Below are 20,386 nucleotides of genomic sequence, written 5' to 3' on the forward strand. Positions count from 1 at the left end.
CGTTCCGAGGGCCCCATAGGGTGGGCGGTTCTGCCCACCATCGCGCCCCAGCACATGAAAAACCCCGCCACGGCCAACACCGTCGCGGGGTTTCCCATGTCTTTCGGTCAGTCGAACGAGATCAGATCTCGCCTTCGATCCAGCTTTGCAGCGCCGCCTTGGGGGCCGCGCCGACCTTGTTCGAGACGACCTCGCCGCCCTTGAACAGAAACAGCGCCGGAATGCCGCGCACGCCCAGTTGCATGGGGGCGTTGGGGTTTTCGTCGACGTTGATCTTCACGATCTTGATCTTGTCGCCCATCTCCTCGGAGATCTCTTCCAGGGCGGGGCCGATCTGGCGGCAGGGGCCGCACCATTCGGCCCAGAAATCCACCACGACGGGGATGTCGGACTGTTTCACTTCACTATCAAATGTTGCGTCGGTGACGGCGATGGTGGCCATATCTAGCCCTCCTGGAGGCGTTTTGAGCGGGTCAGGGGCGAAACCTAGGCACGGGGGCGGACAAGGTCAAGCGACTGAAACACGGCTGCGCAATCATGTGATCGGGGCGGCACATTCCGCCCGAAATGAGGGGGGTGCCCCCCGTACACCCCCCGATGCACCCCCCGTACACCCCCTGCGCAGATGAAACGCGGGCCGCGCGGGTCAAGGAAGCGCGTCGCGGGCGCGGGTCAGGGCCGGGGTGGTGAGTTCTGACGGCAGGGGCATCAGCCGCGCCTCGCGGGTCCACAGGATCGCGGTGTCAACGGTCTTGCCCGGATAGATCGCGGCCAGCATCTCGGCATAGGCCCCCATCTGGCGCAGGAGGCCCTCGGGCACCTCCTCCGGTCCCGAGGGGCAGATTGCGTTGGATTTGAAATCGACGGCGAGGAGCCTCGTGTCGGACAGGATCAGCCGGTCGATCTGGCCCACCAGCTTGCGGCCAAGCGTGGGGCTGTCGGCGGTCAGAGACACTTCGGCCAGGGCACCTTCGGCGAAGATCGCGGCCAGGTGCGGCGCGGTCAGGCAGGCCACGGCCTCCTGCAGCAGGGCCCCGGCCTCGGCATCCTCGACCGCGCCCTCGCCCGCCAATATCCCCGGTGCGGCAGCGCTCCAGGCGGGTTTCGCGATCTCGGGCAGATGCTCCAGCAGCAGATGCAGCCGCCGCCCGCGCGCCTTGGCTTCCTCCTCGTCCAGCCCCTCGCCGGGCAGCGCCTTGGCTCCGCCGAGGTCAGAGGGCGAGAGCGGCTTGACGTCGCGCGCCTCGGCCCTGGGCCTGAGATGAACCCAATCGGGCAGCGGCGCGGCCTCCTGCGTGGCGTCCTTGTCAGGGGCGATCCGCCCCCAATCCCCGGTCTCGATCCGCCAGCCGGGGGCGTCGAAGAACAGCTGCTCACGCCCGCCCACACGCGGCGCGGCCTCGCGGATCTGGGTGAACCAGCTGCCGTTTTCCCTGGTCTCGATCTTGCCCGCCGCCGCCACGATCAGCCAGCTTTCCGCCCGCGTCATGGCGACGTAGAGCAGGCGGTTGCGTTCCTCGGCCTCGCGGTCCGCGCGCGCCTCGAAAAGGGGGCGCAGGCGGTCGGGGCTGTCGGCCTTGGCCCCGGCCCAGATCACCGGGCCATCCTCGGGCGCCAGCAGCACCTGGTGATTGCCGCCGCCCTGCCGGTAGCCGGTATCGGGCAGGATCACCACGGGCGATTCCAGCCCCTTCGCGCCATGCACCGTCATTACCCGGATCTGGTCGCCCGCGCGGCTGGCGTCGCGCTTGATCTTGACGTCATCGGTTTGCAGCCAGCCGACAAAGCCGGTCAGGCTCGGCACTTCCAGCCGCTCATAGGCCAGCGCCTGCGCCAGCATCGCGTCGATCCCGTCCTCGGCCTCGGCCCCGAGACGCGCCAGCAGCCTGCGCCGCCCGTCATGGCGGATCAGCACCCGTTCCAACAGGTCGTAGGGGCGCAGGAAATCGGCCCGGTTGCGCAGGTCGACCAGCATTTTCACCGTTTCGGGGAATTCGGCCTGCCGGTCCTGCAAGGCGCGCCAGAGGTAGCTGCCCCGGCCATGAGCCAGATCGTGCAAACCCGCCTCGGACCAGCCGAAGAGGGGCGAGCGCAGGATCGCGGCCAGCGACAGGTCATCCTCGGGCGTGGCCAGGAACGCCATGAGGGCCGTCAGATCCTTCACCGCAAGCTCGGCGGCCAGCCGCATCACATCGGCCCCCGCAATGGGCAGCCCCCTGGCCTTGATCGCCGCGATGATCTCGTGAAACACGTCGGAGCGGCGCTGCACCAGGATCAGGATATCGCCCGCGCGCACCGGGCGGCGCTGGCCCTCCACGACAATCGGCGTGCCATCCGTCAGCATCGTGTCGATGGCCTGCGCGATGCGGCGGGCGAGGATCACCTTGTGGTCGTCATCCGAGAGCCGGTCGACGGGGTCGTCCCATTGCGCGGGCGCGCCCGCCTTGACCTCCTCGACATGCGGCCAGATGTCGACGCGGCCCGGCAGCGTCGCCTTGTGGGCGATGTGCTCCACATCCGTGCCGACGCCCGCGCCGCCCTCGCCCTCGAACACCCGATCGACCAGCGCCAGGACCGGAGGCGCGGAGCGGAAGGAATGCAGGAGCGCGCAATCCTGGAACGGTGCGCCGGACGCGGTCAGGCCCTGCCGGAAATGCTCCCGCATCCGGTCGAACCCGCCGGGATCGGCGCCCTGGAAGGAATAGATCGACTGTTTCTTGTCGCCGACGACGAAGATCGTGCGCGCCACGTCCGTTCGCGCGCCGGCCCCTGACGCAAACTCGCCCGCCAGATCGGCGATGATCTCCCATTGGGCGGGGGCGGTGTCCTGCGCCTCGTCGACGAGGATATGGTCGATGCCGCCATCGAGCCGGAAGAGCACCCATTGCGCGACGCCCCCCCGGCTGAGCAGCGCCCGCGTGCGCAGGATCAGATCGTCGAAATCGAGCCAGCCAAGTGCCGCTTTCGCGGCCTCGAACGCGGGCAGGAACCCGGCGGCGAAGCGATGCAGCGCGGCGGTTTTCTGTGCCGCCTGGAACGCGCGGCGGCGCGGGCGGGCGGCCTCGACGCGTTCCATCAGCGCCTCAAGGTCTGGGGTAAGCTCGGCCATCTGCGCCCAGATCGGCTTGGTCGGGAAGCTGCCGATCTTGGCGGTATCCGGTGTCCTGGTGTCCGAGCCGCTCAGGAACGCCTCCTCCAGCAATTCCACATCCGCCAGCCCCGGCGCGTCCCATGTCACCCGCTGAAACCGCGCGATATTGCTGGCGTGGTTCTTCTTTTCCGGGTCCAGATAGGCACTGACCGCGTGGCACAGGTCGCCCTCGCCCCCCTCGAACACATCCGCGACGATGCGCGCCTCTGTCTCGCCCGCGGGCACCCCGAACCAGTCGAACACCTCATCGCGCGTGGCCCCCGCCCCGATCGCCTCGCGCCACCCCAGCAGCGCCTTGAGGAACGGCATTGCGTCATCGCCCGAGAGATATTCGGCCAGCGCATCGACCGCGCCGACGTCGCCGCCACCGGCCAGCCCGTCCAGCACGTCGGCGCAGAGGATCGCCTGCGCGCGTTCGTCCATCTCCGTGAAGCGCGGCGACACGCCCGCCTCCAGCGGGAACCGGCGCAGGATCGCGGCGCAGAAGGAATGGATGGTCTGGATCTTCAGCCCGCCCGGCGTCTCGATGGCGCGGGCAAAGAGCGTTCTTGCACGCGCCAGCAGCGTCTCCGTGACCTCCGCCTGCGGCACGCCGAGCCCGATGAGTGCGCCGCGCAACTCGCCCTCGGCCAGCATCGCCCATTCGCCCAATCGCCTGAACAGCCGGTTCTGCATCTCGGAGGCGGCGGCCTTGGTGTAGGTCAGGCACAGGATGCGTTCCGGCGGCACCTCGCGCAGCAGGAGCCGCGCCACCCGGTCCGTCAGCACCCGCGTCTTGCCGCTGCCCGCGTTGGCCGAAAGCCAGGTGGAGGCACCGGGATCGGCCGCCTCGATCTGGGCAAGCGTGGCGTCGTCGAACCTCATTCGCCCACCTTCGCCTTCACGGGTTCCATCGTCTCATCCCATTCGCCATGCCGCGCGAGGTGGTCGAAATCGCCCGAATAGGCCAGCTTTTCCATTGCCCGGCGCGAGGGGTAACCGCTGCCTGGGTCCGCGAAATGGGTGATCAGCCGCGCGAAGCCCTGCGCGACCTCGTCCAGCTCAGCCGTTGACACCTCGGCCTCGGTGATCTTGCCGCCGCTGCCAAGCCCGATATAGCTGATCCGGGCCACGTCACGATGATCGCCGAACGCGCCGTCGCGCGCCATCAGCGCCTCGAGCCAGAGCTGCTTGTTGTAATGCGCCTCCTGCTCGGTCGTGGGCACGCCGCCGGTCTTGTAATCATAGAGGATCACGCGGCCATCCGGTGTCACATCCACCCGGTCGGGCTTCGCGGTCAGGGTGAAATCCAGCGCCTCGAACCGGGTCTGGCGCTTCTCCTCCAGCAGCACCGGCTGGCCCAATGCGCGCCGCGCGCGTTCCGTCTCGATGAACCAGGGCGCGACGCGGGCGATGCGCGCGAGCCAGATGCGCCGCGCGGCGGGCCAGGGCGCGCCGTCCTCCAGCATCTCCTCGGTGATCCGCAGGAGGAGCGCCTCGGCGTCCTCGGGCAGGCCCTCCATCGTGACCTCGGTAAAGCGGCGCAGGATGTCGTGCAGGATCGTGCCGCGCAGCGGCGCATCGGGCATCTGGCGCAGCGGGTTCAGCGCGTGGAGGTCCAGCACCTTGCGGGCATAGATCGCGTAGGGGTCGCGGATGAGCTTTTCGATATCGGTCACGCTGAGCTGGTTTGGCCGCTGACCCACCGGCGGGCAGGGCGCGGGACGCTTGGCGGCGGGCACCGTCTCGACCGGCTCATCCAGCCGCATTGCCATCGCCACCCAGTCCGCGCCGCGTTCGCGCATCCCCTCCAGCGCCGTCCGGCTCTCGTCGCTCGCCCCCTCCATCAGGTTGGTGATCCGGTTGAGCCAGCGCGACGGCACCGTTTCCGTCTCGGCATCACGGCGCGCGCGGCTCAGCCAGACCTCCGCCCCGCCCACCGATTGCTGGAAATCATGCGCCGCCAGCCCGATCACCCGATCCGGCAGGCGCAGCCCCGCCTCGGCCCGCATCCGGCGGTTGAGCCACGGATCCGCCCCCGGCGCGGAGGGCCAGGAGCCTTCGTTGAGCCCGCCCAGGATGACAAGGTCGGCGCCCTGCACCCGCGCCTCCAGCGTGCCCCAGATCATGATGCGGGGATGCGGGCTTACGGGATCGCGCGCTTCCTCCTCGGCCAGGATCGCGGTCAGGAAATCGCGGTATTCCCCCGCCGTCAGCGTGCCGCCCGCCTCGGCCTCGCGCGTCAATGCCTGCATCTGCGCGCGGGTCTTGCGGCCTTCTTCCTTCTCCCAAAGCTCCGCCGGTTCGCCGCCCCCCGGCCCCGCCGAAAGCCGCTCGACCGCCTCAAGATGCGCCGAGACATGGGCCTGCAAGGGCTGCTGCTCCGGCGCGAACAGGTCCAGCACGGTATCCGAGACCCACATGGCCCAGGCCACCGCGCCCGCGTCGTTCTTGCGTCTCTCCGCCCATCGCGTCAGGTCGGCGCGGGTCGGAAACGGGGCCTCGCGGCGCAGGAGCTGCAGTTCCAGGTCGCGCGTGCGCTTGAGATGCTCGCCCCGGTCCGCGCGCCCCGCATGGGTCAGCGGATGTTTCAGGAGCACCAGCAGCGTCTCGGCACTGACCCGCGTGGCGCGCGCCTCGGCGACATGGCGCAGGAGCCGCCCCGGCGCGGTGTGCGACAGGGGCAACCCGCTGGAATCGTCGGGCTCGATCCCCCAGCGGTCCAGCGCCGCCGTCACCTGCCGGGTCAGCGTCACATCGGGGCTGATCAGGGCCGCGGTGATCCCGTCCTCGGCGGCACGGCGCAGGCGCAAGGCAATCGCCGCGGCCTCGGCCTGCGGGGTCGGCGCCTCGATCAGCGTCAGGCCCGAAGCGGCCTCCGCCAACCCCTCCAGCTTCGGACCTTCCTCAAGCCATTGATCGGTGACAGGGGCGGGACGCAGGGCCAGCGAAATCAAGCGGTTGCGGGGCGGGTTCGCCGGGGTATCGGTGCTCCAGCGGGCAATATCCAGCGGGTGCAGCCCCAGGCCAGTGGCGAATTTCATGAAGCGGAACTGCGGATGATCCTCGGCACTCAGCCCGTCGGTCAGCTTGTCCCAGACCTCGCCCGGCTGGTCGTAATCCAGCCCCGGCAGGATCACCGCGCCCTGCGGCAGATGCGCGACGGCGGCCATGAAGCGCGCGGTCGGCCCGCGCGACCCGGTGGAGCCCGCCACGATCACCGGGTGTTGCGGCGGGGCCTTGGCCCAATCGGCGGCCAGCATGTCGGCCACCCGCGATTGCCGCGCCTCGATGGACAGCGCCGCGTCATCCCCTTCCGCGAAATAGGGCGCGACGATCCTGAGGAATTCCTGCGCGCGCTGCCAGTGATCAGAATGCCCCTCCACGTCCAGGCCCGCGACGGTGTCGGGGGTCACCCGCTCCTCCTGCATCTCGGCCATCAGGTCGGCCAGCGCATCGGACAGACCATAGAGCGAGGAGCGCGGCGCAAGCTGGGGCTGCCGGTCGAGCAGCGCCGCGACCAGTTGCGACAGTTCCAGACGCAGCCGCAGGTCGGGGATGGGGGCGGGCAGCCCCGCCATATCCGCGCGCGCCGCGAGGTCGGTAATCAGCCGGATGCGCGGCAGGAAACCCGGCCCGCTCTGGGCGTAGATCTCGCGCAACCGGCGCTGCGTGCGGGCGGTGTTCACATAGACCTCGACGCGGGCCAGCGCCTCGGGCGGCGCGCCCGCCATCCGCTCGGCGATTCCTGCCACCACGGCGCGCGAGAAATCGACCCCGATCGGCGTGGCAAAGACTCGGGGGGTGTCCTGTGGGTCAAACATCGCCTTGTTGTCTCACCATTTCCTCGGCCAGTGCAATGCCCTCCGGGTGGCCCACATCGGCCCATCCGCCCTCGTGCAGCGTGCCGAAAAGCCGCCCCCGCGCCAGCGCGTCGTTCCAGACCGCGTGCAGGGAAAACGGGCCCGGCTTGTAGCCCTCGAAAAGCGAGGTCTTGACGATCTGCGCCCCGGTATAGACCGCGCCCGCCTTGTCCCAGCTGAGCCGCCCCTGCGCGCCGATGGCGAAATCGCCCCCCGGCTGTCGCCCCACCGCGCGCGGCTGCGGCAGCATCAGCAGGAGTGCGTCCATCCTCTGCGCGTCCCATGCGGCATCCAGTTCACCCAATGCCCGCGCCCCGGTCCAGACCGCATCGGCGTTGAGCGTGAAGACCTCCGTTCCGCCAAGCAGGGGCAGTGCCGCGCGGATACCACCGGCGGAATCGAGGATCTCCGGCATCTCCTCCTGAAACGTCACGTCTTCCATGCCCGCCAGATGCGCCCGCATCTGATCCGCCAGGTAATGCCCGTTGACCACGATCCGGTCGGCCGCCGCCCGCGCCTGGTCCAGCGCGTGGTCGATCAGGGGTTTGCCCGCCACCGGGATCAGCGGCTTGGGCCGGTCTTTTGTCAACGCGCCCATCCGGGTGCCGAAGCCTGCCGCCAGGATCATGCAGCCCCTCATGGCGCGATCGCCTCCAGATGCGGGGCCATCGCGCGGGACAGGTCGGATAGTTCCGGATGCCTCAGGGCCCCCGTCACATGGCCGTAGACACGTGGCAGATGCGCGAGGTATCCGGGCTTGCCGCGCGCCCGCGCCAGACGCCGGAAGACGCCCATGATCCGCAGGTTGCGCTGGAACACGAGAGCCGCGCATTGGGTGGCGAACCGGTCGTGACCCAGGCCCAAGGCACCCGCATAGCGCGCCGTCAGCTCCGCCTGCCCCTCCCGGCCCATATCCCGCCGCGCGTCATGCGTCAGCGAGGTCAGGTCATAGCCGGGGGGCGCCATAACCGCGTCCTGAAAGTCCAAGAGCCCGACCCGCGCCAGCCCCGCGCGCTCCGGCAGCCAGATCAGGTTTTCCGCATGGAAATCGCGCAAGGCCGGCACCAGGGGATCGGTGAAGATACGGGCAAATTCCGCCTCCATCGCGGCCAGCGCCGCCTCCGCCCCCTCGGGCAGGGCAATCGCGGTCATCCGCGCCATCACGTCCGGTGTCAGGCGATTGACCGGCCAGGGCCCACGGGTTGCCAGATGCGCCAGCACATCCACCGCCACCCGGTTCGGGCCTTGCGCGTCCGGCAGATCCGCGAAGGTCTCCGCGCCGAGGTCTTCCAGCAACATCAGCCCGCTGTCCGGGGACGCCTCCAGCACGTCCGGCGCGGACAATCCCGCCGCGCGCAACCGCCCCGCGATGTTCTGAAACGCGTCGAACGCCGCGCGCTCCTGCGGCGGGGCGATCATCAGGACCGCGCTGTCCCTGCCCCGGTGCAATCGCTCATACCGGCGCGTGGAGGCATCGCCCGCCAGAGGCTCCCGCTGCGCATCGCCCCATCCGGCGCGGGCCAGAAACGCCTCGACGCTCATCCCGGCACAACCCCGGCCAGCCGCGCCTGCCACGGATCGGGGCGGGCGCTGCGCAGCGTGACCACGCGCCCCTCGCCCGCCATCGTGAAATGCAGCCAGAGCGCCGCCTCGGGCATCTCATCCGCGAACCGGTCGGGCCATTCGATGAGGCAGAGCGCGGTCTCGAACGCCTCGGTCAGGCCCAACTCGTCCATCTCCTGCGCATCGCTCAGCCGGTAGAGGTCGCTGTGCCAGATCTCCAGCCCGCCCGCCTGATAGGTCTGCACCAGCGTGAAGGTGGGCGAGGGCACATCCTCGGGCTCCGTCAACCGCGCCTGGATTACCGCCCGCGCGAAATGGGTCTTGCCCGCGCCCAGATCGCCCATCAGGCAGAGGCAATCGCCCGGTCCCAGAAGCGGGGCCAGACGCAGGGCAAGGGCGCTGGTCGCATCGGCATCGGGCAGGCGCATCGTGCCAAGATCGAAGAGGGGGGAGGGATCGCTCATGGCGGCGACTTTAGCGCAGGTGCGCGCCGCCGCAAACGGATGCGAGGGGTCAGCCTGCCGAAACCGCCTTGACCGGCGCCTCGACAAGGGCGGGGTGATCCTGCGCCTCCACGGCATCGAACGCCACCAGGGTCGCGCCACCCTTCAACGGTGAAACGCGAGCCCGCAACATGCGTCCATCGCTCAGCGTCAGGGTCTCGCACCACGGGCTGCGATCGGAATAGCCGCCGACGAAATTGCGGATCTCGCCCCAGAGCGGGGTCGGCACGCTTTGGTCGGACCAGGCGCGGGTGGCATCGGTGACGCTGACCGGGGCTGCGCCCGTCGCCGCGCCCCAGAGCGCGTCATAGGCGGTGTTGCGCAGGGTCAGCTGGCCATCGGCGGAAAACACCGCCAACGCCTCTTCGCTTTCATCCATGACCGCTTGGTAGGTCTCCAGGTCGCCGCGGAACTGGCGTGTCAGCGACACTTCCGAGGTGATGTCCTGGAACATGAAGGCCACCGCGCCATCGGCATGGGGCCGCCCGATCACGCGGTAGGTCTGGCCCGTGGGCAGGGTCCACATGTCCTGGTAGGTGCCATCGCGCGCGGCCTGTTCCAGCTCGGCCAGCTCCGCGCGCCATGCGTGGTAATTCTTGGGCTCCGGCATGCGCTGGTGTTCGCGCAGCTGGTCGAGGAAGGAAAACAGGTCGGGCCGCGTCGACAGCCATTCGGTCGAGAGGGTGGACAGCGTCACCAGCGCCGGGTTGAACAGCACCAGCTTGCGCCGCTGGTCGAAGATCGCCAGCCCGATGGGCAGATGCGCGAAAGTGCGCGACAGGGTCTGCACGAATTCGCGCAGCGAGGTTTCCGCCGCGACCAGCTGGTCGATGGGCCGAGCCGTGAACAACACGCCCACCCCCTGGTCGGTCATCGAGATGTCGAACCAGCGCGGCAGCGGCTGGCCCGCGATCTCCAGCGAGCACCGGCGCACGCGACCCTCCTCGGGTGGAGGCGTGGTGTGCGGGTCGAAGATCGGCTTGATCGGCCAGACCAGCGCGCCGGCGCTGTCATCGACCTCCTCCAGCAAGGTGTAATAGGCGGCATTGGCCCAGGTGATCTGCCCGTCCGGCCCCGCGCGCCACATCACCGCGCTGCAATGGTCCATCGCGGTGCGCAGCAGGTCAACCTCATGCTCCAGCGCGTCCAGACCCGCCTGGTCGATGCTGCGGCGGGCGCGGCGGGCATCCAGCGCCGAGACCGAGATCACGCATTGATCCTCTTCCCGGCGACCGGTGATCGACAGGCTGTCATCGCCGATCTTGCCGATCAGCACGAAGCCCTCGCCGCGTTCGCGCAGCCGGTTCATCCGCGCCACCGCGTCCGCGTTCAGCCCCGCAAGGCAATCGGCCAGGTCCTTCCACGCGCCGACCCGGTCGTCGGGGTCGTGCAGAAAGGCGTCCTCCTCCTCGATGTCGGACAGGAGGTAGCCATCGCGGAACCGGTAATCGCGCGGCAGGTCGACGCCTTGCAGCATCACATGGCCGCGCCCCGAGGCAGAGGCCATCCAACTGGCGGCAAAGACGGCGAACCCCGCCGCGGCGATGCTGGTGCCCGCCAGGAACATCAGCGTAAGAGGATCGGAAAACAGCATTCAGGCCCACCCGTGACGAATTGAGATGAATTGAACAGGCAAATGGTTAAGGGGGGGTTAAGCGGGAAACCGCCGATTAACACCGAGTGGCGCCTTTGCCTCGGCGTCCCCGATCTGGATCGCGGCGGCGGGCCAGGTCACCTCGACCATCGCGCCGCGCCGCGCGCCGCTTTCCTCGTCCAGCAGGAAGGGATCGCGGGCGTTGCGGAAACTGACCGTCGCGCCCGAGCGCTCCAGCAGCGTCTTGGCGATGAAGAGGCCCAGGCCCATCCCCTCATAGCCCGGCCTGCGGCTCTGCTCGCGCCCCGACCGCCGCCGCCGCAGGAACGGATCGCCGAGCCGCCCGATCAGGTCGGTCGGGTAGCCCTCGCCATCATCGACGATCTTCAGGCGGATTTGGCCATCGCCCCAGGCCCCGTCGATCCAGACATCGGATTTCGCGAAATCGACCGCGTTCTGCACCAGGTTGCGCAGCCCGTGGATGATCTCGGGGCGGCGGAAGATCACCGGCTGTTCGGCCTCGCCGCCGACCGGCTCGAAGGCGAAATGCAGCGCGACGCCGCGATCTTCATGCGGCTCGGCGGCCTCGTGCATCACGGCCCCCAAAGGCGCCGATCGCATGTGCAGGTCGTCCTTCCCGGCCCGCCCCATGTCGCGCAGGATGTCGCGGCAGCGGTCGGCCTGCTGGCGGATCAGGCGGGCATCCTCGGCCAGTTCGGGGTTGCCCTCCAGTTCCTCGGCCAGTTCGGTCGAGACCAGCTTGATCGTGGCCAGCGGCGTGCCCAGCTCATGCGCGGCGGCGGCCACGGCGCCCCCCAGATCGGTCAGCTTCTGTTCGCGCGCCAGCGCCTCCTGCGTCGCCAGAAGCGCCTCGTTCATGGTCTGCACCTCCTGCGCCACGCGACGGGCATAGACCGACAGGAAGACGATCCCGATCACGATCGAGATCCAGAACCCCAGCAGGATCTGGCGCGGCTGCGCCAGCACGGTGCCATCCATCTGCCTGAGCGGGATGTGGTAGAACGCCACCAGCGTGATCATCGCCACCGACATGACGCCCAGGATCACGGTCGAACGCAGCGTCAGCGCGGTGGCCGAGATCGTCACCGGGGCCAGGATCAGAAGCGCGAAGGGGTTGTTCAGCCCGCCGGTCAGGAACAGCAGGAAAGACAGCTGCGTCATGTCGAAGATCAGCGTCAGCATGGCATCGACATCGCGCAGCCGCTGGCTTGGCGGAAACACCGTCATCGCGATCATGTTCGACAGGACCGAGGCGCCGATGGCCAGGAAACACAGGCCCAGCTCGATCCGCAGCCCCAGGAAGAAACTGGCCACCACCACGGTGACGGTCTGGCCCAGGATCGCCAGCCAGCGCAGCATCAGAAGCGTCCGCAGCCGCACCCAGCCGTTGCGCAGATCCTGCGTCACCGGCGGCGGGGAAGACTCGGTCAGGAGGGCCATGCGCGGATGGGGCCTTTTTGTCGCGGAATACCAGACGTGAATTGATAGCCGGGGAAATATGGGGGATCAACGGTGCGCAGCCCATCCGCCCGAAAGTCTGTCCGATGTCCCGTCTTTACGCGATCAGCGCCCTCGCCCTCATCGCCGCCCTCATCGGGGGGATCGGGGCCCATATCCTGTGGGGCAATCTCAATGGCCGCGACGATCCTTTCGCGCAGTGCCGCGCCACCCGCGTGGCGGGCGGGGCGGGCGATATCGGCGGGCCGTTCGAACTGGTCTCGGAAACCGGCGAGACGGTGACCGAGGCAGAGGTGATCACCGAGCCGGTGCTGATCTATTTCGGCTACACCTTCTGCCCCGATATCTGCCCGCTCGACGTCTCGCGCAACGCCATCGCGACGGAAATCCTGGAGGAGCGCGGCCGGATGATCACGCCGGTCTTCGTCACCGTGGACCCCGCCCGCGACGACGTGGCCCGCGTGGCCGAGTTCACCGACAACATGCACCCGCGCATGATCGGGCTGACGGGGTCGGAGGCGCAGGTCGCCGCCGCCTCGCGCGCCTACCGCACCTATTACAACCGCCATGACGCCGAGGGGGACGAATTCTACCTCGTCGATCACTCGACCTTCTCCTACCTGGTGCTGCCCGAACACGGCTTCGTGGAATTCTTCCGCCGCGACACCAGCCCCGAGGAGATGGCCGACCGCATCGCCTGTTTCATCGACGCGGCCTCATAGGCGAACAGCACGGCCCTTGGTCCGGCTCACGGTCCGATGGCCCTGATCCGGTTGTTGCGCGCATTGTGCTCAAGCTCGACCAAACCCAGAAGCTCCATGGTCGGTGCGACATAGTTCGCAAATCTCCCCCGGTAGCCCTTGCGCAGACCGTAATAGCCCCCGACCGGGTTGTCGGGGGATCGCGCCCAGGCTTCCAACGTCCCCTCGGTCACCGGTTTGCCCTCATCCGCATTTCCCAGGGGCATCCAATCGCCATGCTCCTTCAGCATCCCATGCGCGTCCTGCAATGCCCGGACCTGATAGGACAATCGTGTCTTGCCCACTTGCACCACCAATGCCGGGGGATCCTGGTCCTCGACTTTCCAGACCTGAAATTCCGACGTCTGCGGTGGCGTCTTCAGAATCCAGGGGTCTTCCGCAGTGCCCGATCCGTAGGTTACATCATTCATTGCGATTCCGCCTTTTCCTTAAGTGTTTGGGAGAACTTTTCGAAACTGGGCGTCAGATCGGGGATGGATTTCGCGATAAGAGGGGACAAGGGCCCGGAAAAGACCTCCCGCATGGCAAATTGCGTCCCGCCCGTCATTGGCGACAGATCGAAGGACCGCGTGCCGGTGAAAAGCCCGAGCGGCATCCCACCGCGCCACACCATCCGTCCGGGGGCATCGAATTCGGTGACGGTCAGCGCGAATGCCCTGTCGGGGGCCACCTCCGACCAGAGCATCAAGCGCGCCCCGGGCCGAATCTCGCCCTCCAGCCTGAGAATGCCGAACGGTGCGGGGTCGCGTGGAACCTCTTGCGTCAGCACGCGCCAGACGCTCTCGCGCGGTGCGTCGATCCGAATCGTTGTCTCGTATGTCTTCACGCTCACCCCCCCTGTTGACGAAAACACATCTAACCGGAGTAATATGACATCTCCTGTCATGTTCGAGACATTCGATGCGCGCCGCCAGATTGCTGCAACTCCTGCTCCTCCTCCAGAACCGGGGCCGCCTGACATCGGCACAACTTGCGTCTGAACTGGAAGTGTCCAGCCGAACGATCCTGCGCGATGTCGATGCGATGACGGAGGCCGGCCTGCCGATCATCGTGTATCAGGGGAACCAGGGCGGCATCGAGCTTGGCTTCAACTACCGAACGCGATTGACGGGTCTCGCGCAGGACGAGGCCGAGGCGCTTGGTCTTATCCTGGCCGCGCCCAGTCCCCTGGTCTCTGCCCTTGGCGCCGAGGACGCGGCGCGGCGGGCGCGCGCAAAGCTTGTCGAAAGCCTGCCGGACAAGTCGAGGGCTGCGGCGAAAAGAATGTCGGAGACGTTCACGGTAACCGGTGACGGGAGGCAACACGACCCCCGCATCAAGGCGATGGCGCACGCGGTGCGGAACCGGCTGAAGGTCAGGCTGCGGTTTTCGACATTGGGTGAGATCGCGATCCATCCAACGGCGATGCGACTCGACGGCGCGGATTGGGCCGTCCGCGATGGACGGGTGGACCATTGGGTGCCGCTGTCCGATTGGGGGCGGGTCAATGTCTCCGCGCTGCAATTCTGATCGGCGCCCCCCCCGGGGCGAGCGGCGGCCCGCCCTCGGGCCGCACACGCGCTCGGTCGACCGAGCGCGTCCCCGCTCAGCCCGCCAGTTTCGCCGTCACCTCGACCAGCCGCTGCGCCTGGAAGGCCACCGAGCGCTTGCCGGTCTCGTCGAACCCGCCGGCCGGAGTCGAATAGCCGTAGGGGTTGCCGCCATCCTCGAATTTCAGCGGATCGGCATAGCCCGGCGGCACGATGATGCAGCCCCAGTGCATCGCGCTCACATAGAGGGACCACAGCGTCGTTTCGTGCCCGCCATGCAGGGTCTGCGCGCTGGTCGTGGCGCTGATGGTCTTGTTCACCAGCTTGCCCTCCTGCCAGAGCCCGCCCAGCGTGTCGATGAAGGCGCGCACCTGGCTTGGCATGTTGCCATAGCGGGTGGGGGCCGAGATGAAATATCCGTCGGCCCAGACCATGTCGTCATGGGAAACCTCTTGGATGTCCTGCATCTTGTCCAGCTGCGCGGCCCAGGCCTCCTGGCCCTGCACGACCTCGTCGGGGGCGGTTTCGGCGAAGCGGCGCAGGCGCACCTCGGCGCCCGCCGCCTCGGCGGCCTTTTGCGCCTCCAGCGCCATGGCGTGATTGGTGCCATAGGTTGTGTAGAAGATGATCGCGATCTTTGGCGTGCTCATCGGGTCGCTCCCTTTTTCTGTAGCGTCGGATGGATGTCCCATGCACTGGGAAATAGGCCCCCGCACCGGCCCGTCAAAGGAGCCGAACCGAACAGCGCCTGTGCGCATCCCCACAGCGCGCGGCGGCCCCGCCCACGGGCCGCACCTGCGCGCGGTCTACCGAGCGCCGCCCCGCCCCGAATTGACCTCGCCCGCGCAACCCGTCTAAGTAGGTGAAACGCACCGCGAGAGGGAACGCATATGGCATCTGAACGCAGTCTGAGGGATATCGGCCCCGACAAGTCCCTGCTTCTGGTCGATGATGACGAGCCCTTCCTGCGTCGCCTGGAACGCGCCATGGAAAAGCGCGGCTTCGAGGTCGAGGCGGCAGGCTCCGTCGCCGCGGGCAAGGCCATCGCCACCGCCCGTCCGCCCGCCTATGCGGTGATCGACCTGCGGCTCGAGGATGGCAACGGGCTCGACGTGGTCGAGGTGCTGCGCGAAAAACGCCCCGACGCCCGCATCGTGGTGCTGACCGGCTATGGGGCCATTGCCACCGCCGTCGCCGCCGTCAAGATCGGCGCCACGGATTACCTGTCGAAACCCGCCGACGCCAATGACGTCACCGCGGCCCTTCTGGCCGAGCCGCAGGAAATGCCGCCGCCGCCCGAGAACCCGATGTCGGCCGATCGCGTCCGGTGGGAGCATATCCAGCGCGTCTATGAGCTTTGCGACCGCAACGTGAGCGAGACCGCGCGCCGCCTCAACATGCACCGGCGCACCCTGCAACGCATCCTCGCCAAGCGCAGCCCGCGATGAGGGCGCTGGCACTGGTCCTGGCGCTCGCCGCCTGCACCACGGCACCCGGCGGCCCGATCCCGCAATCAGTCGGCCTGACGCCGGATGCGCGTGGCCTGCAACCGGCGGGCACCGACCTGCGGATAGATTTCGGCCGCGCCGAACCCGGCGTCATCGCCACCGTGTCGCGGCTTCTGGGGTCCGACCCGTCCCGGATCGTGACCCAACCCGAATGTGGCGCGGGCCCGGTGCGCGCGGCCAGTTGGCCCGGTGGCCTCACGCTGAATTTCCAGGAGGGCGATTTCCGTGGCTGGGTCGTCGATGCCCCCGGCCAACCCGTCGCGGGCGGCTTGCAGGTGGGGCAGATGCCGCCGGACCTGCCGCTGCAATCCACCTCGCTCGGGCGGGAATTCTCGCAAACCGGCGTCTTCGGCCTGGTCGAGGATGCGGGCCGCGTCACCACGCTGTGGTCCGGGACCACCTGTTTCTTCCGCTGAGGGCTTACCCCTCCGGCGTCACCGGGATCCGCAGCCGAAAGACCGTCCTTGCCGCATCCGATGCGGCACTGATCTCGCCGTCATGCGCCCGCGCGATTTCGGCGGCGATATAGAGGCCCAGCCCAAGCCCCTGCAACGACTCGCTGCGCGTCGCGCGGTTGAACGGCTCGAACAGGTGGGCGCGGATCTCCTCCGGTATCGGCTTGCCCTCATTCGCCACCGTCAGTTCAAAATCGCCATCCACGGCCCCTGCCCCGACCACGATCGGCCTGTTGCGCGACCCATGCGTGACCGCGTTCGCCACCAGGTTGGACAACAGCTGGTCCAGACGATCCGGATCGCAGGTCACCGCGCCCTCATGGCGATAATCCAGCGTGATATCGCGGCCCGGATGGGCCAGGCGGATCTCGTCTATCACGCGCTCGAACCGGTCCTTCAGATCATCGACGGGCGTCATATCCACCGGGATGCCGCCGCCCAGGCTGGCGCGGGCGAAATCCATCGTCACGTCGATCAGTTGCGCCATGCGGGTCGCACTGGCCCCGATCGAGGCCAGCATCTGCGCGGCCTTGTCGCTCTGCGGCTCGCGCGCCGCGATGCGCACCGCCGAGCCGATCGAGGCCAGCGGGTTGCGCAGGTCATGGCTCAGGATCGCGACGAACTGCTCGCGCAGCCGCGCCTCGTCCTCGCTCGATTTCAGCCGCCGCGCCCGCTCCTTGTCGCGGGTGATGTCGCGCGCGCTGCATACGAAGATGTCGCCCTCGGGCACCGCGACCCAGGACAGCCAGCGATAGCCGCCCTGCTTGCAGCGATACCGGTTCTCGAAATGCAGCGCGGGATTGCCGGCCTTCAGGCTGTCGAAGATGGCGCGCGTCCGGTCCAGATCATCGGGATGCAGGAAATCCGAGAACACCATGCTGCGAATCTCCGCCTCGGACCAGCCGAGGACGGTCTGCCAGGCCGGGTTGGTTTCCACGAAAACCCCCGCCTGATCGACGATGCCCAGCAAATCGGGCGACACCCGCCAGGTGCGGCTGTGCGTTGTCTCGTGCGCTGACAACGAACCTTCCCCTGCAATACCGTCCTTACAATACGCGGGCAGTATTCCCAAATCCGCGCGCCATGGCAAGCATTTGGCAGATCCGCGCGCGTCTCAATCCTGGGTGCCCAGCCAGTCCAGGAACACCTTGACCTTGGCCGCATCCGCCCCGCGCGGGGTGACGATGTAATAGCCCAGGCCCCGGTTGTCATCGACCTCGTCCCACAGCACCACCAGGTTGCCCGCCTTCAGGTCGCGTTCCACCACCGCGCGCGGGTGCATCGACACGCCCGCGCCCGCGCGGCTGGCCGCCAGCACCAGGTTGTTGCCCTCCAGCTCCGTCCGGCGCAGCGCGTCCGCGTCCAGCCCCTTGTCGACCAGCCAGCTGTCGACCTCGCCATAGGAGCGGTCGATCAGCCAGGGCATCCGCGCCAGGATCGCGGGGGCCTCCGGGTCGGCGGGGTCATAGCCCTCGGGCAGGCGCGCGGCCACCTCCGGGTGTGCCACGATCACGGTGTCGGCGGGCGTCAGCAGCGTCACCTCCAGCCCCGGCCAGTCGCCGCGCCCGTAGCGGATCGCCAGGTCATGCCCCTCGCGGCGCAGATCATGCACCCGGTTGTCGGCGGCGATGGTGATGGGAATATCGGGCCGTTCGACCCAGAACCGCGCGATCCGCGGCATCAGCCAGTTTTCCGCGAATGTCACCGTCGTGGTCAGCGAGATCGGCCCCTCGCCGCGCGATTGCCTCAGCGCCCTTACCCCCGCCGCGATCTCCGAGAATCCGGCCTCCAGGTCATGCGCGAACCGGCGGCCCGCGGGCGTCGGCACCATGTTGCGCCCCTGCCGCTCCATCAGGGTCTCGCCGAACTCATCCTCCAGCGCGCGCACATGCTGCGCAATCGCGGCATGGGTCACATTGAGCGCCCGCGCCGCACCCGAAAAGCTTTCCAACCGCGCCGCCGCCTCGAAGGCGCGCAGGGCGGACAATGAAGGAATATCCCGCCAATCCATATCTGTTACCTCAGCTTACATATGGAATTTATTGCTGAGTCGCCCCGGCGGCGCAAGTCACCTATCTGGAATGTATCAGCCAACCGGAAAGGACCACCCCCATGTTCTCGATCTTCTCCCGCAGCTTCACCACCGCGTCCCGCCTCAACGGTTGGGACATCCCCGAGGAAGAGCGCCGCCAGACGCAGGCCATGATCAACCGCCGCGAAGCCGCGCGCGACCGTGCCGCCCATCTGCGTGCCACGCTGGAAGAGAGCCGCCTGCGCTAGAAGTCAGACTTTCAGCAAATGGCAAAGACTCTTCCCGAGATACCAAGAAAATAGCGCCCGCCAATACCTGGCGGGCGCATTGCTTTTCATGTCAGGCGTTTTCCACGGTGATCCGGTCCTCGGGCACATCGTGATCCTTCAGAATGCCCTGGATCGCTTCGACCATTGGCGGCGGCCCGCAGACATAGAAACGCTGATCGAACCCCTCCAGATGCGTCTCCAGGAATTCCGCGTCGATCATGCCGCATTCCAGCCCCTCGACCTTCTCCTGCGTCAGGGTAAAGAGCGTCTCCAGCCCCGTCATCTCCTCCCATTCGTCGCGCAGGATGATGTCGCGCTCCTCCTTGTTGGAGAAGATCAGGCAGCAGCCCTGCAATTCGCCCCGCCGCGCGCGGTCGCGCAGGATGGCGATGAAGGGCGTGACGCCCGCGCCACCCGCGATGAAGACACCCGGACCGCTATCGGTGATCGCGCCCCAGGCGTCGCCGATGATCACGCGGTCGCCGGGGATCAGCTTGGCGATCTGCTCGGTCATCCCTTCATGCTCGGGATAGGTCTTGATGGTAAACTCCAGATGCGGCGCGTCCGGCAGGCTGGTCATGGTGAAGGGATGCTTGTCCTCGCGCCAGCCGTCCCGGTCCAGCCGCATCAGCGTCGCCTGGCCGGGCTCGAACTCGAACCCCTCGGGCTTGTCAAAGCGCAGCCGGTAGGTGTCATGGGTGACGGGAAAGATGGTCTCCAGGGTCAGGGTGTGGGTCATGGCAAGGTTCCTTCTGCTGTCTCCGTTCAGTGTCCCCAGATCTGCCCCAGCAACGCCTCGTGCCGCGCCACGAACTCGGCGCGCGCTTCTGCGGGCGGGCGCAGGTGCAGGCGCAGATCGCGCGTCAGCTCCGGGTCGGGGCGGCCGAAAAACCGCGTCGCCTCGGCCTCCGAGAACCCCGCCAGTTGCACCGCCTCCAGCCAGGCCGAGACCTTGTCGGCCCGCTTGATCCGCGCCTTGACCGCCTTTGGCAGGGCGGCGGGCAGGCCGAAACGCAGGTGAATCGCCGCGCTCAACCGCGCGTCCAACTCGCCATATCCCGGCCCCACGGCGGCCTTGACCGGGCTGATCATGTCGCCGATCACGTATTCCGGCGCGTCATGCAGCAGGGCCGCCAGCCGCCATTTCACAGGCCCCCCGGGCGCGATGCGGGCATGAATATCCTCGACCAGCAGCGAATGTTCCGCCACCGAATAGGGCCAGTCGCCCCGCGTCTGCCCGTTCCAGCGCGCTACAAAGGCGAGGCCATGGGCAATATCCTCGATCTCGATATCCACCGGTGTCGGGTCCAGCAGGTCCAGCCTGCGCCCCGACAGCATCCTCTGCCAGGCTCTCGCCATCTGTTTCGCCATGCGTCCCTCACGATCCCGCGCCAGTCTGCGCAGGACCGTTAAAGAGCATTCGGCCCCCGGGTTTCAACGCCCAACCTAGTCGGTCTGGATCTCGACCCCCGGATCGCCCGGCTCAAGCGTCCCCTGCGGCGCGCTCACGCCGGCATCGGGCAGCTCGATCGGGGCCGACCCTTCTTCGCTTCCGGCCTCATCCTCTGGATTGAACAGGCCAGCCAGCCAATAGAGCATCATGACGCCGACAAGCAGCACGACCACCCCCATGACAACCAGGGGGAATTTGTGGCGGCGTTTCTGTTTTTCCAGGTTCGTGTCGGGTGGGGCCATGATGC

The 20,386-nt window shown here is 67.9% G+C and carries 21 protein-coding genes; 5 read left to right on the forward strand and 16 right to left on the reverse strand.

Translation table 11 applies throughout. The features are described 5' to 3' along the window. Positions 1 to 121: 121 nt before the first annotated feature. From trxA to regB, 8 genes are all read right to left on the reverse strand, one after another. Positions 122 to 442 (reverse strand): thioredoxin, encoded by a 321-nt coding sequence (gene trxA / locus HNS34_RS11825; protein WP_172320280.1) that lies wholly within the window; start codon positions 440 to 442, stop codon positions 122 to 124. 204 nt (positions 443 to 646) lie between these two features. Next, positions 647 to 4,015: a double-strand break repair helicase AddA gene (gene addA, locus HNS34_RS11830; protein WP_172320281.1), complete on the reverse strand. Its 3,369-nt coding sequence runs from the start codon at positions 4,013 to 4,015 to the stop codon at positions 647 to 649. Further along, complete coding sequence (gene addB, locus HNS34_RS11835; RefSeq protein WP_172320282.1) at positions 4,012 to 6,954, reverse strand: double-strand break repair protein AddB; 2,943 nt, start codon at positions 6,952 to 6,954, stop codon at positions 4,012 to 4,014. Before addB ends, addA begins: the two co-directional genes overlap by 4 nt. Continuing rightward, positions 6,947 to 7,633 (reverse strand): nucleotidyltransferase family protein, encoded by a 687-nt coding sequence (locus tag HNS34_RS11840; RefSeq protein ID WP_235952705.1) that lies wholly within the window; start codon positions 7,631 to 7,633, stop codon positions 6,947 to 6,949. The genes addB and HNS34_RS11840 overlap by 8 nt, the downstream gene beginning before the upstream one ends. Next, positions 7,630 to 8,535, reverse strand: a complete 906-nt coding sequence (locus HNS34_RS11845) for an aminoglycoside phosphotransferase family protein (protein ID WP_172320283.1) — start codon at positions 8,533 to 8,535, stop codon at positions 7,630 to 7,632. The genes HNS34_RS11840 and HNS34_RS11845 overlap by 4 nt, the downstream gene beginning before the upstream one ends. Further along, a complete protein-coding gene (tsaE, locus tag HNS34_RS11850) occupies positions 8,532 to 9,020 on the reverse strand; it encodes a tRNA (adenosine(37)-N6)-threonylcarbamoyltransferase complex ATPase subunit type 1 TsaE (RefSeq protein ID WP_172320284.1) in 489 nt (162 codons plus the stop codon). The genes HNS34_RS11845 and tsaE overlap by 4 nt, the downstream gene beginning before the upstream one ends. Before the next feature lie 49 nt (positions 9,021 to 9,069). Next, entirely contained in the window at positions 9,070 to 10,653 is a 1,584-nt protein-coding gene (locus HNS34_RS11855; protein WP_172320285.1) for a PAS-domain containing protein, read from the reverse strand. A 57-nt stretch (positions 10,654 to 10,710) separates the two neighbouring features. After that, a complete protein-coding gene (gene regB / locus HNS34_RS11860) occupies positions 10,711 to 12,114 on the reverse strand; it encodes a sensor histidine kinase RegB (protein WP_172320286.1) in 1,404 nt (467 codons plus the stop codon). Positions 12,115 to 12,218: 104 nt separating this feature from the next. On the opposite strand from regB, the gene HNS34_RS11865 reads away from it, so the two are divergent. Continuing rightward, entirely contained in the window at positions 12,219 to 12,854 is a 636-nt protein-coding gene (locus HNS34_RS11865; RefSeq protein ID WP_172320287.1) for an SCO family protein, read from the forward strand. 26 nt (positions 12,855 to 12,880) lie between these two features. Here HNS34_RS11865 and HNS34_RS11870 read toward each other — a convergent pair whose 3' ends face one another. Both HNS34_RS11870 and HNS34_RS11875 read right to left on the reverse strand, forming a co-directional pair. Continuing rightward, positions 12,881 to 13,303, reverse strand: coding sequence for a DUF6855 family protein (locus HNS34_RS11870; protein ID WP_172320288.1), 423 nt, complete (start codon positions 13,301 to 13,303; stop codon positions 12,881 to 12,883). Continuing rightward, positions 13,300 to 13,779, reverse strand: coding sequence for an SRPBCC domain-containing protein (locus tag HNS34_RS11875; RefSeq protein ID WP_172320289.1), 480 nt, complete (start codon positions 13,777 to 13,779; stop codon positions 13,300 to 13,302). The genes HNS34_RS11870 and HNS34_RS11875 overlap by 4 nt, the downstream gene beginning before the upstream one ends. Before the next feature lie 14 nt (positions 13,780 to 13,793). Here HNS34_RS11875 and HNS34_RS11880 point away from each other — a divergent pair, with 14 nt between their 5' ends. Further along, positions 13,794 to 14,402: a helix-turn-helix transcriptional regulator gene (locus HNS34_RS11880; RefSeq protein WP_172320290.1), complete on the forward strand. Its 609-nt coding sequence runs from the start codon at positions 13,794 to 13,796 to the stop codon at positions 14,400 to 14,402. Between the two features lie 76 nt (positions 14,403 to 14,478). On the opposite strand, the gene HNS34_RS11885 is transcribed toward HNS34_RS11880, so the two are convergent. Then, the gene (locus tag HNS34_RS11885; RefSeq protein WP_172320291.1) at positions 14,479 to 15,072 is read right to left on the reverse strand and encodes an NAD(P)H-dependent oxidoreductase; all 594 of its coding nucleotides are present in this window, start codon (positions 15,070 to 15,072) and stop codon (positions 14,479 to 14,481) included. 240 nt (positions 15,073 to 15,312) lie between these two features. Between HNS34_RS11885 and HNS34_RS11890 the strand changes: the two genes are divergently transcribed. Continuing rightward, on the forward strand, positions 15,313 to 15,870 hold the full coding sequence (locus HNS34_RS11890) for an ActR/PrrA/RegA family redox response regulator transcription factor (protein WP_172320292.1): 558 nt from the start codon (positions 15,313 to 15,315) through the stop codon (positions 15,868 to 15,870). Further along, a complete protein-coding gene (locus tag HNS34_RS11895) occupies positions 15,867 to 16,346 on the forward strand; it encodes a hypothetical protein (RefSeq protein ID WP_172320293.1) in 480 nt (159 codons plus the stop codon). The genes HNS34_RS11890 and HNS34_RS11895 overlap by 4 nt, the downstream gene beginning before the upstream one ends. A gap of 4 nt (positions 16,347 to 16,350) precedes the next feature. On the opposite strand, the gene HNS34_RS11900 is transcribed toward HNS34_RS11895, so the two are convergent. Together HNS34_RS11900 and HNS34_RS11905 are read right to left on the reverse strand one after the other, a co-directional pair. Continuing rightward, on the reverse strand, positions 16,351 to 17,406 hold the full coding sequence (locus HNS34_RS11900) for a PAS domain-containing sensor histidine kinase (protein WP_172320294.1): 1,056 nt from the start codon (positions 17,404 to 17,406) through the stop codon (positions 16,351 to 16,353). A gap of 93 nt (positions 17,407 to 17,499) precedes the next feature. Beyond that, on the reverse strand, positions 17,500 to 18,372 hold the full coding sequence (locus HNS34_RS11905) for a LysR family transcriptional regulator (protein ID WP_172320295.1): 873 nt from the start codon (positions 18,370 to 18,372) through the stop codon (positions 17,500 to 17,502). A gap of 125 nt (positions 18,373 to 18,497) precedes the next feature. Here HNS34_RS11905 and HNS34_RS11910 point away from each other — a divergent pair, with 125 nt between their 5' ends. Continuing rightward, positions 18,498 to 18,665, forward strand: a complete 168-nt coding sequence (locus tag HNS34_RS11910) for a hypothetical protein (RefSeq protein ID WP_172320296.1) — start codon at positions 18,498 to 18,500, stop codon at positions 18,663 to 18,665. Positions 18,666 to 18,756: 91 nt separating this feature from the next. Here HNS34_RS11910 and HNS34_RS11915 read toward each other — a convergent pair whose 3' ends face one another. From HNS34_RS11915 to HNS34_RS11925, 3 genes are all read right to left on the reverse strand, one after another. Beyond that, positions 18,757 to 19,425 carry a ferredoxin reductase domain-containing protein gene (locus tag HNS34_RS11915; protein ID WP_172320297.1) on the reverse strand — a complete coding sequence of 223 codons (669 nt, stop codon included), beginning with the start codon at positions 19,423 to 19,425 and terminating at the stop codon, positions 18,757 to 18,759. 26 nt (positions 19,426 to 19,451) lie between these two features. Then, positions 19,452 to 20,057, reverse strand: a complete 606-nt coding sequence (locus HNS34_RS11920; RefSeq protein ID WP_172320298.1) for an HD domain-containing protein — start codon at positions 20,055 to 20,057, stop codon at positions 19,452 to 19,454. A 75-nt stretch (positions 20,058 to 20,132) separates the two neighbouring features. Further along, entirely contained in the window at positions 20,133 to 20,381 is a 249-nt protein-coding gene (locus tag HNS34_RS11925) for a hypothetical protein (protein WP_172320299.1), read from the reverse strand. Positions 20,382 to 20,386 lie beyond the last annotated feature (5 nt).

This window comes from Alterinioella nitratireducens (assembly GCF_013155465.1).
Lineage (GTDB): Bacteria > Pseudomonadota > Alphaproteobacteria > Rhodobacterales > Rhodobacteraceae > Alterinioella > Alterinioella nitratireducens.